The organism is Lysinibacillus sp. FSL P4-0201 (assembly GCF_038593425.1).
GTDB lineage: Bacteria > Bacillota > Bacilli > Bacillales_A > Planococcaceae > Lysinibacillus > Lysinibacillus capsici.
This window is the reverse complement of sequence record NZ_CP151995.1, coordinates 4528318-4540812: the sequence shown is the minus strand read 5'-3', so window position 1 is coordinate 4540812 and position 12495 is coordinate 4528318. Positions and strand designations below refer to the sequence as shown.

At 38.4% G+C, this 12495-nt stretch carries 13 protein-coding genes; 11 read left to right on the top strand and 2 right to left on the bottom strand.

The genetic code is table 11. The features are described 5' to 3' along the window. The first annotated feature begins 123 nt into the window (after window positions 1–123). The 6 genes from MKY76_RS22950 to MKY76_RS22925 all read left to right on the top strand — a co-directional run bounded on the left by MKY76_RS22950 (window position 124) and on the right by MKY76_RS22925 (window position 5413). Window positions 124–1344: an ABC transporter substrate-binding protein gene (locus MKY76_RS22950; RefSeq protein WP_016992165.1), complete on the top strand. Its 1221-nt coding sequence runs from the start codon at window positions 124–126 to the stop codon at window positions 1342–1344. 146 nt (window positions 1345–1490) lie between these two features. Then, window positions 1491–2366, top strand: a complete 876-nt coding sequence (locus MKY76_RS22945; protein ID WP_016992164.1) for a branched-chain amino acid ABC transporter permease — start codon at window positions 1491–1493, stop codon at window positions 2364–2366. A 12-nt stretch (window positions 2367–2378) separates the two neighbouring features. Then, entirely contained in the window at window positions 2379–3314 is a 936-nt protein-coding gene (locus tag MKY76_RS22940) for a branched-chain amino acid ABC transporter permease (protein ID WP_048395511.1), read from the top strand. Further along, the gene (locus MKY76_RS22935) at window positions 3314–4093 is read left to right on the top strand and encodes an ABC transporter ATP-binding protein (RefSeq protein WP_048395513.1); all 780 of its coding nucleotides are present in this window, start codon (window positions 3314–3316) and stop codon (window positions 4091–4093) included. Before MKY76_RS22940 ends, MKY76_RS22935 begins: the two co-directional genes overlap by 1 nt. Beyond that, window positions 4093–4800, top strand: coding sequence for an ABC transporter ATP-binding protein (locus MKY76_RS22930; RefSeq protein WP_048395515.1), 708 nt, complete (start codon window positions 4093–4095; stop codon window positions 4798–4800). The genes MKY76_RS22935 and MKY76_RS22930 overlap by 1 nt, the downstream gene beginning before the upstream one ends. 115 nt (window positions 4801–4915) lie before the next feature. Continuing rightward, the gene (locus tag MKY76_RS22925; RefSeq protein WP_048395517.1) at window positions 4916–5413 is read left to right on the top strand and encodes a cupin domain-containing protein; all 498 of its coding nucleotides are present in this window, start codon (window positions 4916–4918) and stop codon (window positions 5411–5413) included. A 41-nt stretch (window positions 5414–5454) separates the two neighbouring features. Here the strand turns inward: MKY76_RS22925 and MKY76_RS22920 are convergent, their stop codons facing one another. Continuing rightward, entirely contained in the window at window positions 5455–6174 is a 720-nt protein-coding gene (locus MKY76_RS22920; protein WP_342557197.1) for a hypothetical protein, read from the bottom strand. A 27-nt stretch (window positions 6175–6201) separates the two neighbouring features. Beyond that, the gene (gene rluF, locus MKY76_RS22915) at window positions 6202–6903 is read right to left on the bottom strand and encodes a 23S rRNA pseudouridine(2604) synthase RluF (protein WP_342557196.1); all 702 of its coding nucleotides are present in this window, start codon (window positions 6901–6903) and stop codon (window positions 6202–6204) included. Window positions 6904–7144: 241 nt separating this feature from the next. Between rluF and adh the strand changes: the two genes are divergently transcribed. The 5 genes from adh (at window position 7145) to MKY76_RS22890 (ending at window position 12472) form a co-directional block, all read left to right on the top strand. Then, window positions 7145–8665 (top strand): aldehyde dehydrogenase, encoded by a 1521-nt coding sequence (adh, locus tag MKY76_RS22910; protein ID WP_257962050.1) that lies wholly within the window; start codon window positions 7145–7147, stop codon window positions 8663–8665. 21 nt (window positions 8666–8686) lie between these two features. Next, entirely contained in the window at window positions 8687–9046 is a 360-nt protein-coding gene (locus MKY76_RS22905; RefSeq protein ID WP_342557195.1) for a DUF779 domain-containing protein, read from the top strand. Between the two features lie 437 nt (window positions 9047–9483). After that, on the top strand, window positions 9484–10452 hold the full coding sequence (locus tag MKY76_RS22900; protein WP_112116894.1) for a DUF4003 family protein: 969 nt from the start codon (window positions 9484–9486) through the stop codon (window positions 10450–10452). Window positions 10453–10495: 43 nt separating this feature from the next. Beyond that, entirely contained in the window at window positions 10496–11923 is a 1428-nt protein-coding gene (locus MKY76_RS22895; RefSeq protein ID WP_342557194.1) for an aldehyde dehydrogenase family protein, read from the top strand. A gap of 69 nt (window positions 11924–11992) precedes the next feature. Then, window positions 11993–12472, top strand: a complete 480-nt coding sequence (locus MKY76_RS22890; RefSeq protein WP_004233566.1) for an acyl-CoA thioesterase — start codon at window positions 11993–11995, stop codon at window positions 12470–12472. Window positions 12473–12495: the final 23 nt, after the last annotated feature.

The following is a 12495-nucleotide window of genomic DNA, read 5'->3' as shown; positions in this document are numbered from 1 at the left end:
AATATTTTCTTTTGTTTTTAGATAGTTATAAATAATTATTTTGGCTATTGAGTAAATGAATTTAATTGTTTATAATTATCAGAAATATCTAATATTTGAGAAATTTTCAGGGGGAATTTAATTATGAGAGAGAGCAAAAAGCTTAAGAAGTTCGGTTCACTTTTAGTAGCATCTTCATTACTTGCTGGTGTTCTTGCTGGTTGCGGTAACGGAGACGATTCAAGTTCTGGCGGAGGCTCATCATCAGGCGGAGGTTCATCTGATGGCGATACAATTAAAATCGGTGCCAACTTAGAGCTTTCAGGGAATGTAGCATCTTATGGTTCCTCTATTGGGCTAGGTGCAGAACTGGCTGTAAAAGAAATTAATGATGCTGGCGGTATTGATGGTAAGAAAATTGAACTGATTAAAGTAGATAATAAATCAGAGAACTCTGAAGCAACTTCAGCTGCTATTAAACTAGCAACGCAGGATAAAGTAGTAGCAATGCTAGCACCTGCAACTTCAGGTAATACAGTAGCTACTGTTCAAATTGCAAATGATAATAAAATTCCTATTGTTACGGGTTCTGGTACAGCACCGAATATCACGGTAAATGAGGATGGCAGTGTTAATGAATATGCTTTCCGTACATGCTTTATTGACCCATTCCAGGGGATTGTAGCAGCTAATTTTGCTTCAGGTGAGCTAGATGCGAAAAATGTAGCTATTTTTGCAGATAATGCATCAGACTATGCAAAAGGTTTAGCAAAATCCTTTAAAGAAACGATTACGAAGAGTGGCGGAAAAGTTGTAAAAGAAGAAGCTTATGTAGCGAAGGATACAGATTTCCGTACACAATTAACAAATATTAAAGCCGCAAATCCAGACTTTATTTTTATCCCTGGATATTATGAAGAAGTTGGTTTGATTGTTAAACAAGCACGTGAAATGGGCATTGATGTACCTCTGATGGGTGCTGATGGTTGGGATTCTCCAACTTTAATTGAATTAGCTGGCGCGGATGCATTGAATAACACATTCATCACAAACCACTATTCTGCTGAAGACCCAGATCAAAAAATTCAAGATTTCGTAAAGGCATTTAAAGCGGCAAATGGTGACAAAGCGCCTGACGCATTCAACGCACTTGGTTATGACACAATTTACTACATTGCTGATGCAATTAAACGTGCAGGCTCTACAGATGGGGAAGCAATTAAAAATGAATTAGCTGCAACAAAAGATCTTTCTTTAGTAACAGGTACTTTCTCAGTTGACGAAAATCATAACCCAATTAAAACAGCAACAGTTCTTGAATTTAAAGACGGTAAACAAGTGTTCAACTCTAAAGTTAATCCTTAATGTTTTGTAAGCAAGGGGGAGGCGGGTAAACACGCCTTCCTTTTTTGTGTGTTAGATAACTAGAATCGTAGAGCAAAACATAACTTTTAGTATCGACCTATGTACTTATTTTTCAATTTTCAGAAAATTTAAAGGAGTGAATGCGCATGGAATGGATACAGCAACTTGTGAACGGTATTTCACTTGGAAGTATCTACGCGTTAATAGCGTTAGGGTATACGATGGTATACGGTATTATCAAGCTGATTAACTTTGCTCATGGTGATGTCTTCATGATTGGGTCATTTATTGGCTTTTACGCTATTGCTAAATGGGAGCTTGGTTTCTTCCCAGCATTATTATTGGCGATGTTAGTTTGTGCAATTTTTGGTGTATTAATTGAACGTATTGCCTATAAACGTTTACGAAATGCGACACGTATCGCAGCTTTAATTACAGCGATAGGTGTATCGCTATTAATTGAATATACAACAATTTTCTTCAGAGGTGCTCAACCGGCAGCATATCCTGAAGTTTTCAAAAATAAATCACTAGATATTTTTGGCGTTCAAATCAGCAGTACTTCCATCTTAATTTTATCAGTCGCAGTTGTACTGATGATTCTTTTACAATTCATCGTACATAAAACAAAAATCGGTAAAGCGATGCGTGCTGTTTCCCACGATGCAGATGCAGCTCGCTTAATGGGTATTAACGTTGACAATACAATCTCTGCAACGTTTGCGATTGGTTCAGCTTTAGCTGGTGCAGCAGGTGTTATCTTTGGGGTTTATTATACAAAAATTGACCCGTTAATGGGTGTTATTCCTGGGGTTAAAGCATTTATCGCAGCTGTTCTTGGTGGTATTGGTATCATCCCAGGCGCTATGGTTGGTGGTATGTTACTAGGTGTTGTAGAGTCCTTAGTAAGTGCACTTGGCTTCTCGTTATGGCGTGATGCAGCGGCATTCGTTATTTTAATTTTAATCTTAATCTTCAGACCATCGGGTATCTTTGGTAAAAACGCCCGTGAGAAAGTGTAGGTGAGCGGTTTTATGAAAAAGTCTAAAGTTTTCTGGGGCTATGCCGTAATAGCGCTAGTCATCTATGCAGTTGTACAATTGTTGATTACAACAGAAGTAATTGATTTGTACTATAAAAATATGTTGATCACAATGTGTATTAACATCATGCTGGCTGTCAGCTTGCATATTGTTATTGGTGTTACTGGACAGTTTTCAATTGGGCATGCTGGGTTCCTTGCAGTTGGAGCATATGTATCCGCTATTATTACAACAAAGTTAATGTTACCATTCCCATTGGCCATCCTATTAGGGGCTGCTGCAGCAGCAGTTGCTGGTTTAATCGTAGGGATCCCAACGCTTCGTTTAAAAGGGGATTACTTAGCGATTGCTACACTTGGATTTGCAGAGATTATTCGTATTATCTTTTTAAATACGGATTATGTTGGTGGCGCAGCAGGGATGCAGGTTAAATATTTATCGAACTGGACATACGCATTCTTTGGCGTAGTGTTAACGATTCTAGTTATCTCAAACTTTACAAATTCTCGTCATGGGCGTGCGTGTATTTCCATTCGAGAAGATGAAATAGCAGCAGATGCGATGGGTATTAACACAACTTACTATAAAGTTGTTGCATTTGCGATTGGGTCTTTCTTCGCAGGTCTAGCAGGAGCCATTTTTGCACATAACTTTTACATTATTCAACCGACAACATTCGGTTTCTTAAAATCATTTGATATTTTAATTTACGTTGTACTTGGTGGTTTAGGAAGTCTTTCTGGTTCAGTGATTGCTGCGATTTTCCTAACAGTCGTGTCTACTTATCTAGCAAACTTCCCAGAAACGCGTATGATTATTTACAGTTTAGTATTAATTATCGTGATGCTTTATCGTCCAACAGGCTTAATGGGAACGAAAGAGATAACACAATTATTTAAGTTTGGTAAAAAGGGAGGTACGAAATAATGACTGGAAACCTTCTTATCAATGTTGAAAATATGGGTATTCAATTCGGTGGTTTAAAGGCAGTACAGGGTGTTAATATGTACCTTAACCAAGGCGAGTTGGTAGGACTTATTGGGCCAAACGGAGCTGGAAAAACAACTAGCTTTAATATGTTAACAGGGGTATATACACCTACGGAAGGTACAATTACTTTTAATGGTCTGAAATTGAATGGACTTGCACCCTATCAGGTTACACAGAAAGGGATCAGCCGTACGTTCCAAAATATTCGATTATTTAAAGAGCTATCTGTTCTTGACAATGTAAAGGTAGCCAATCATTCACTTGCAAAGCATTCTATGTGGGCTTCTATTTTCCGTTTACCTACGCATTTCAAAGGTGAGGCCGAAATGGAGCAACAGTCCATTGAGTTCTTAAAAATCTTTGGCTTAGATGTCTATAAAGATGAGCTAGCTAAGAATTTGCCATACGGGATGCAACGTCGTTTAGAGATTGCTCGTGCGTTAGCAGCAAATCCCAAACTGCTTCTATTGGATGAACCAGCAGCAGGGATGAACCCACAAGAAACTCACGATTTAATGGAGCTAATTGCATTTATTCGTAAAGAGTTCGGTTTAACAATATTGCTGATTGAGCATGATATGAGCTTAGTTATGGGTATTTGTGAGCGCATTTACGTACTTGATCACGGACAATTAATCGCTGACGGGACACCAGAAGAAATTCGCAACAATCCAAAGGTAATAGAAGCGTACCTTGGAGAGGAGGTTATCGGCTAATGCTAAAAGTACAAAATATCGATGTTTTTTATGGCAACATCCAAGCATTAAAGGGCCTCTCTTTAGAAGTAAACGAGGGTGAAATTGTAACGTTAATCGGTGCAAATGGTGCTGGAAAAAGTACGCTCTTAAAGACATTGTCAGGTTTATTAAAGCCAAAAGGTGGCATTATTGAATACGAAGGCTTTTCGATAGCTGGGAAAGCGGCACAGACTATTGTTAAATCAGGGATTTCTCACGTTCCAGAAGGACGCCGTGTTTTTGCCAATATGTCAGTTGAGGAAAACTTAGAGCTTGGTGCGTATCTGCGTAATGATAAAGCAGGTATTAAGAAAGATATGGATCATGTCTTCGAGTTATTTCCACGATTATTAGAGCGCCGAAAACAGCAGTCAGGTACATTGTCTGGTGGGGAACAGCAGATGCTGGCGATGGGGCGCGCCTTAATGGCAAAACCAAAACTGTTATTAATGGATGAACCTTCGATGGGTCTTGCACCGTTGATGGTGAAAAATATCTTCAATATTATTGAGCAGGTTAATAAAGAAGGAACAACCGTATTACTTGTAGAGCAAAATGCTAATATGGCATTATCTGTCGCTAACCGTGCATATGTACTTGAAACAGGGCGTATTGTTTTATCTGGTTCAGCAAAAGAGCTACAAGAGAGCGAGCAAGTAAAGGCAGCTTATTTAGGCGGGTTATAAAAATGGTAGGACATCTCATGTTGAGATGTCCTTTTTGGCTTGTATGTTGAAAGAAAATCAGAGGTAGCATTTCCACTTTACTTTTTGGTAAGGTTGAAAAAAGGAGTGATGCTTTTTGAAGTATTCAGCACAATATTTTATTGAACATTTAAAGTTAGCCGAACATCCTGAAGGAGGCTATTACATTTCATCGTTTCGTGCATCGGACGATATAGCAGTGAGAGATGTACAGAGACCGATTTATACTAGTATATATTTCCTTCTGCGCTCACAGGATATTTCACATTTACATCGTCTACAATCGGACGAGCTATGGTATTATCACGCAGGAAGCCCACTAACAGTTCATATGATTTTCCCAGATGGGACATATGAAGCGAAGAAGCTTGGCTTGAATATAGAAGCGGGGGAAGTCCCTCAGCTTGCAGTACCAAAGCATACAATTTTCGGCTCGTCGGTGGAGGAATCTGAGACGTTTAGTTTAGTCGGATGTATGGTGGCGCCAGGCTTTGACTTTGAGGACTTTGAATTGTTCACACAGGAAGAGCTTTTAGCAGAATATCCTCAGCACAAGGAAGTTATTTATAAAATGGCCTACAAAATAATTGAATAGAAAAACAGCCGTCTCAATTATTTTGAGACGGCATGATTCGTTCACCACAGTATTTCTTCAGGATAATTAAGTTGAATTTGAATATCATGTAATGCTTGTTTCGTTGCCATAGCTGCTTCCATCAGGTGGGATTTTAATGCTACATATTCATGGTCCTCTACCATTAATCGCACAGCAAATGCAGCTAAATGTGCCTGACGTTCCTCTTTACTTAATTCAATATACTCTAGATTTAGAATATCCACGTACTGAGTTGCAAAACGGAAAGTTAAGGGGTTTTTAGCATGTAACATTCTTAAAAACACAACATAATCTTCGTCACTTACCTCCTGCTCTAAACATTCAGCAATAGCCGCTTGAAATTTACGTATAATAGCTATCTCATGATTCCATATAGAAGCATTGTTTAATTTTTGGTGCAGTTCAATAAAATCATTTAATGCGATTGCACTAAAGATAATTTCTGGCCAAAGAATTTCTGTTGAAAAATAGACATTCTTATTTGGAAAGATGAGTTCATGTTGTGTTAGAACGCTCTTATTAAGTCCATTACTAACAAACTCTAGGTGATGCTCACCAAGCATAGCATGTCTTAGTTTATAGCAAACGCTTAAAATACGTAGTCGAGGACCCTGATAATCATAGTATTTATTTTCGTCACCAGTTACTTTATAAATAGCATTAATTAGTTCATCTAAATCCCAATAATCCGCGCTAATTCGTACCCCTGTTAGTTGTTCTGTGCTTTGAATGGATATCATAGTCCTCGTCCCTCCCTTTGGATGTATCTATTTTGGTGTGTAATTGAGTAGTTTGAATAGTTCTGTTCGTTCCTTCTCCGTTAAATCACGCCATTGCCCTACCTTTAAATTACCAAGCTTAATATTCATAATACGAATGCGTTGTAGACGCTTAACTGAATACCCTAGTGCTGAGCACATTCGACGAATTTGGCGGTTTAAGCCTTGCTCTAAAATGATTTTAAATACTTTATCTGAAATCTTTTCCACATGGCATGGTAAGGTTGTTGTATCTAAAATATCGACACCTTCACCCATTTTTTGGATGAATTGCGCAGTTATAGGCTTATCAACTTGAACAATGTATTCTTTTTCATGATGATTTTCAGCCCGTAGAATTTTATTGACGATATCACCATCATTCGTTAATAATAATAGCCCCTCTGATTCCTTATCAAGACGCCCGATATGAAAAATACGTAGAGGATGATTGACAAAATCAACAACATTGCCTTTTATATGACGCTCTGTTGTACTTGTAATGCCGACAGGTTTATTTAGAGCAATGTAAACAAGCTGTTGTTCTTTCTTTACCTCTTTTCCATCCACGCAAACAATGTCTCCTGTTTCAACTTGACTACCAACCGTTGCCAGTTCTCCGTTAATTGTTACCTTTCCTTCTGCTATCCATTTATCAGCACCACGACGAGATATGATGCCTGTTTCACTTAAATATTTATTAATACGCATATTGTTCTCCTATATTTTATATTATTTTTAAGTATACCTTAACGTCGCACATACAGTGAATGCTAGAAGCTTTTCTAGCAAAAATAAATTAGTTGGAAAAGTTTTTGAAAAAGTTGAAATTATTTTGTGTTTCTGACAATATATTAGGTGAGAGGGTTTCTATGAAAATATTGTTATTCCGATATAAAATAACGTTTTTTGTAGATAGTTCTCATTAAATTGTGTAAAGGGGAGAAGTAAAATGGTTTATGCATTTCCAAACACTGAAGGATCGGTAGTTCAATTCAAAGAGAAATATGATAATTATATCGGTGGCGAATGGACACCCCCAGTGAAGGGTCAGTACTTTGATAACGTTACTCCTGTTACTGGACAAGTTTTTACACAAATAGCACGTTCCACAGCTGAGGATATTGAACATGCATTAGATGCGGCACATGCTGCTAAGGAAGCATGGGGTAAAACATCACCAACAGAACGTGCAAACATTTTACTTAAAATTGCGGACCGTATCGAGCAAAATTTAGAAAAGCTAGCCGTTGCTGAAACATGGGATAACGGTAAAGCGGTACGCGAAACATTAAATGCAGACATCCCTCTTGCAATTGATCATTTTCGTTATTTTGCTGGGGTATTACGTGCTCAAGAGGGCTCAGTAAGCCAAATAGATAACGATACAGTTGCTTATCATTTCCACGAGCCAATTGGCGTAGTTGGCCAAATTATACCTTGGAACTTCCCGTTATTAATGGCTGTATGGAAGCTTGCGCCAGCACTTGCAGCTGGAAACTGTGTCGTATTAAAACCTGCAGAACAAACACCAGCATCTATTATGGTGCTTTTAGAATTAATAGAAGATTTACTACCACCAGGTGTCATTAATGTTGTGAATGGATTCGGCTTAGAAGCAGGGAAACCGCTTGCATCAAATCCACGCATTGGTAAGATTGCCTTTACAGGTGAGACAACAACAGGGCGTTTAATTATGCAATACGCTTCTCAAAATCTTATTCCAGTAACATTAGAACTGGGTGGTAAGTCGCCAAACATTTTCTTTGAAGATATTATGGATAAAGATGATGCCTTTTTAGATAAAGCTGTTGAAGGCTTTGTGCTATTCGCTCTAAATCAAGGGGAAGTATGTACTTGTCCTTCACGTGCACTGATTCAGGAATCTATTTACGATAAATTTATGGAGCGCGTATTACAGCGAGTAGAAGCCATTAAAGTTGGCAACCCACTTGATCCAAACACAATGATGGGTGCACAGGCATCTAGTGAACAAATGGAAAAAATTCTTTCTTATTTAGATATTGGTAAGCAAGAAGGTGCAGAATGTCTAATTGGAGGAGACAAAAATAATGTAGGTGAAGGCTTCGAAAATGGCTACTACATTAAACCAACTGTTTTCAAAGGACATAATAAAATGCGTATATTCCAAGAAGAAATTTTTGGACCAGTAGTTGCTGTCACGACATTTAAAACGAAAGAGGAAGCATTGGAAATTGCGAATGATACATTATATGGTTTAGGATCAGGTGTTTGGACGAGAGATATAAATACGGCATATCGCTTCGGTCGTGAAATTCAAGCTGGTCGTGTTTGGACAAACTGTTACCACGCATATCCTGCACATGCTGCATTCGGTGGCTACAAAATGTCGGGTGTTGGTCGTGAAAATCATAAAATGATGTTAGCGCATTACCAACAAACGAAAAACTTATTAGTTAGCTATAGCGAAAACAAACTTGGTTTCTTCTAATTCGTAGGGAGGTGCATGAGCGTGGTTGAACGTGTATTAGCTACGGAAGAAGCGCTAGCACTAATCGATCTATTAAAAGGGAAACATGGGCCCGTTATGTTTCATCAATCAGGCGGATGCTGTGATGGCTCCTCACCAATGTGTTATCCAGAAGGGGATTTGCTAATAGGAGATCAGGATGTGTGCCTTGGTGTAGTGGGTGGTGCCCCTTTCTATATGCACAAAAATCAATATGATTACTGGAAGCATACACAAATCATATTGGATGTGGTGGACGGCAGAGGCGGCATGTTTTCACTCGAGGGCGTAGAAGGAAAACGTTTCCTAACAAGGTCAAGAGCCTTCAACTCTGAAGAACTGCAAGAGCTAGGGTTAATTTAACAAGTTATCTGTACAGCGGCAAAGTTTTTCTGCCGCTGTTTTTTTATCTGGAAGTAGAAAAGTTATTGTATGGAAAGGGAGGCTTTAGGACACATGACTCTTTTCTTATAGGAATGATGAATATTGATTTTGGGTGTTCAAGTGTTTTGATATTAATTTTTATGGAAAAGAGTATGTAAAGCGATATTATTGGATGAATTTTTTAGGAAAAGGAATAGATTTAATCGATCCTTTAAGGTCATGGTAAATAATAGTTTCTTTGTGGTTTTTGCTAACATCGGCCATACCTCCTTCATAGGTTGTTAATATTTTCTATTAAATCAAATAAAGTAAGTAACATACATTAAATTATGTTTACTTTTTATGTTAATTGTTACAAAGAGGGTGAATCTTTCTCACATTATGTTACGTAAAACGGGTAAAGGAGTGTGATAAATATGGATTATGTGATGATTGAAAATGAATTTGCCAATACAGTAGAGGAGGTATCAAAGGCTGCAGGCTGGACGGTGGACCGTAAAATTGTATTAGCTATTGCTAGTACATTTGTAGCCTCAGGAAAAACTTTTGATGCAACGAAGTATAAAAATGTTTTACTAGAGATGAAGAAGCAATCTTCATGGCTGTCTCCTTTACGGACAACCGTTGGATATAGTATTGCTGCCAACCTCATGGAGCAAGATGATGCAGAAAAGGCAGTGAAGAATTTACTTACAAATGTGAGCATCTTAAAGGAAGCGAAATTCAGAAGCGGCAATTTTAGCTATATTGGAGCACAATTCTTGACGGAAGATGAACAGGATAAAAAGACGCATGCACAGGCGGCAAGAGCCTTATTTGATGCTATTCGTAAACATCATCCATTTTTAACCTCATATGAGGACATTCCTTATGCCATATTATTAAGCAGTCCATCTGATGATGTTGAATTGCGCGCGGATACCATGAATCAATACTATAAAGAACTAAGAACATCTAATTTTAATGCTGGCAATGAACTCCAATGGCTTTCACAGGTATTAACATTTTTATCACCCAAATTTGATGGTCAGCTAGTACCCGATGTTGTAACCCTTCGTGATGGGCTCAAAAAGCAAAACGTTAAAGTCAAGGCTATGCATTATCCTTTACTTGGCTTTTTAGCCATACTTAATCTGGATAAAGCACAACTTCAAGGGTTGATTGATTTATACCATGAATTAAAAGACATGAAGTTATTAAAGTGGCATCGTGAATTTGTGCTCTTTATGGCTGTACAATTTGCTATTTATGATATGGCAAAGGTACAAAAGTCTTTGTCCATGACCATTATGTCTTCTATTGAGCTATTAATCCAAGCACAGCAAGCAGCAATGATTGCAGCGGTTAGTGCAGCTGCCATTGCGTCTAGTTCAAGTTCTTCGTGATAGAATAAAGAAGAACATGATTATTTGGAGGTGCATTTGAAGGATGAAGGATACAAAACTTTGGATTAATGGTCAGTGGCATGATGCAGAGGAAAGCTATGAGCTAGCTTCTCCATATAGCGGTGAGGTTATTGCTCATGTAGCTAAAGCATCTATTCAAGATGTACAGAAAGCTATCGAAGGTGCGCAGCAGGCATTCCAATCGTTTAAAAAGACAACAGCCTACGAACGTGCCGAAATATTATATAAAGTCGTTGATATAATGCGACAAAGAAAAGAAGAACTTGCAGAGATTTTAGCCTTAGAGGCTGGAAAACCTATTGTTGCAGGTTTAGCTGAAATTGACCGTACAATCGCAACCTATCAATTTGCAGCTGAAGGAGCTAAACAGGCAAAAGGTGAGACGGTTCCAATGGATGCAGCCCCTGGAGCAGGAGATCGAATAGGCTGGACAAAAAGAGAACCTTTAGGTGTAATATCAGCCATTACGCCATTTAATTTTCCGTTCAATTTAGTGGCACACAAGTTAGGTCCAGCGTTTGCAGTAGGCAATACAGTTGTATTAAAGCCAGCTACACAAACGCCACTAAGTGCTATCGTTATGGCTGAAATTTTCCGAGATGCAGGATTACCCGATGGGGCATTACAAATTGTGACAGGAAGTGGGGGTGAGCTTAGTGATACGCTTGTCACACATCCATATGTCAAAAAAGTAACCTTTACAGGTAGTGGTAAGGTTGGTTTGAAGATTAAAGAAAAAGTAGGCTTACGTAAAGTAACTTTAGAGCTGGGTTCTAATGCTGCAGTAATTGTCGAACCATCTACGCCAATAAATAAAATTATCAGTCGTTGTGTAAGCGGTGCTTTTAACTTTGCTGGACAAGTATGCATTTCGTTACAACGTATATATGTGCATTCCTCCATTATTGATGAATTTACTAAAGCATTTGTTGCAGAAACAGAAAAGCTTATAGTAGGAGATCCATTAGAGAAGACAACAGATGTTAGTGCAATGATAAATCCAAATGAAGTGGAACGTATTAGGGAATGGATTGAGGAGGCACAAGAACAGGGGGCTATGATTGCAACTGGAGGCGTATTTACTGAACGTACTTTAACGCCAACAGTTATGACGAATGTGTCAGCTGATATGAAAATTGTTTGTCAGGAAACATTCGCACCAATCGTCTCAATTGTTTCATATGAAACATTAGACGACGCAATTCGACTTGTAAATGAGTCGGACCTTGGCCTAAATGCAGGTATTTACACGAATATATTGTCAGATGCTTTATATGCAGCAGATGAATTACAGGCTGGTGCTGTCATTATTAATGATATTCCGACATTCCGAGTAGATAACATGCCATATGGTGGAGTAAAGATGAGTGGTTATGGACGTGAAGGAATTAAGTGGGCTATAGAAGAAATGACTGATATGAAATTTATTTCGATTAAAAAATCGTTCTAAATTTGCATCAGCTCTTTTTCTGCGATACGATGACGAAAGAACAACATGAGAAGGGAAGTTGCAAGAATTATGCCAAACAACGCTGTACCCATGAGCCAATCACGTACGGTTCAATCGCGTCTCGTATTACCCCCAGACACAAATAATCACAATTCTATTTTCGGTGGAAGAGTGTTAGCTTATATTGATGAAATTGCTGCTATTACAGCAATGAAACATGCGAAAGGCCTTGTAGTGACAGCTTCTATTGACTCGGTTGATTTTTTATCCGCTGCACATGTAGGAGATATTCTTGAAATCGAGAGTATTGTTTCGTCTACAGGACGTTCTTCAATGGAGGTTTATGTTCGCGTTGTTTCTCGCAATATTGAGACTGGCGAGGAAAAATTAACGACAGAATCATTTGTCACGATGGTTGCAGTAAATGAGGAAGGGAAACCCGTACCAGTTCCCTCAATCTATCCTGAAACAGATGAAGAGAAGCGTTTATTTGAAACTGGGCCAGCAAGACGAGAGCACCGTAAACAAAAACGTGCATTGCCGCATTAAGGAAAAAGGGAACTCCAAATGAG